This is a genomic window from Streptococcus mitis, assembly GCF_946190275.1.
Classification (GTDB): Bacteria; Bacillota; Bacilli; order Lactobacillales; family Streptococcaceae; genus Streptococcus; species Streptococcus mitis_DC.
Window position 1 is genome coordinate 1 of sequence record NZ_CAMHZQ010000037.1, and the last position, 1,260, is coordinate 1,260.

At 33.8% G+C, this 1,260-nt stretch carries 1 protein-coding gene; it reads left to right on the forward strand.

Features of this window, described 5'->3' with window-relative positions:
• Positions 1 to 1,260 (forward strand): MucBP domain-containing protein (locus N8M20_RS10095; RefSeq protein WP_261080499.1); only part of this gene is annotated, 1,260 nt, incomplete at both ends.

Genomic DNA, 1,260 nt, shown 5'->3' on the forward strand with positions numbered 1-1,260 from the left:
GGAAAAGTATATAAACTGAAAGAGAAAAAAGCAGATTCAGCTCCAGAAGAAGGCAAAGTAAGTGATACACCAGCAGTAGTAACGTATGTTTACTCTGAAGTTAAAGGTGAAATTATTCAAAAATTTGTTAATGAATCTGGAAAAGAAATCAAAGATCCGACAAATACTGGTAAGAAATCACTGAACGAAAAAGTAAACTTAGAACATCCAAATCGCATTACAGATAAAGATGGTAAAGTTTATGAATTTGTAAAAGTAGATAAAATTCCAACTAACTTTACTGAACAACCTCAAACAGCCACTTACACTTATAGAGCAGTTAAAGGTCAAGGAGTAACAGTATCTTATGAAACAACTACTGGAGTTACATTGAAAGAAACTCAAACAGTTCAACCAAAAGATACTGTAGTGGGAACAGATTACGATACAACAACTTCAAACTTTAAACCTGAACGTATCGAAAAAGATGGTAAAGTGTATCTTCTTAAAGAACAAACTAAAGCAGGATCTGCTGAGGAAAAAGGTAAAGTAAGTGAGCAACCACAAAATGTTACTTATGTTTACGAAGAAGCAAAAGAACCAGAAACAAAACAAAAATATGGTAATGTAATTGTTACTTATGTAGATAAATCAGGTCGTCCATTATCAGGAACAACTGAAAATGGTGTTAAAGTTGATAAATCAGTAATCGATACTCCAGCTTCACTAGTGAAAACACCATACGACACAACAGATAATAAACCACAAACTATTACAACAGCTGAAGGTAAAGTCTATAAATTTGTAAAAGTAACGAAACATTCGGATGCTGAAACATCAGATGTAAAAGGTAGAACATCAGTTATTACTTATGTATATGAATTACAAAACACTACAGAAGAATTACCGGAAGCACATATTGGATTTGTAGTGGTTAACTATGTTGATGTAGATGGACTTCCAATTTCAGGGAAATCTCCAGAAGGAAAAGAAATTCCAACAACAGTGATGGATGTTAATGGTGATTTAGTTGGAACTCAGTACGATACAACTGATCACAAACCAACAACAATCACAACAGCTAACGGTGATGTTTACGAATTTGTGAAGAAATCTGAATCATCAGCTTCTGAATCAGGAGAATTAAAAGAAGGGGTTGCAACAGTTGAGTATGTTTATCGTAAGGTTGTTACAACATATGTAGATGAAGCAGGCAAAGAAATCAGCCCTTCAGATAAAGGAACGAAGGATAAGAAAGACATTCCAGAGTACATCTTCAAA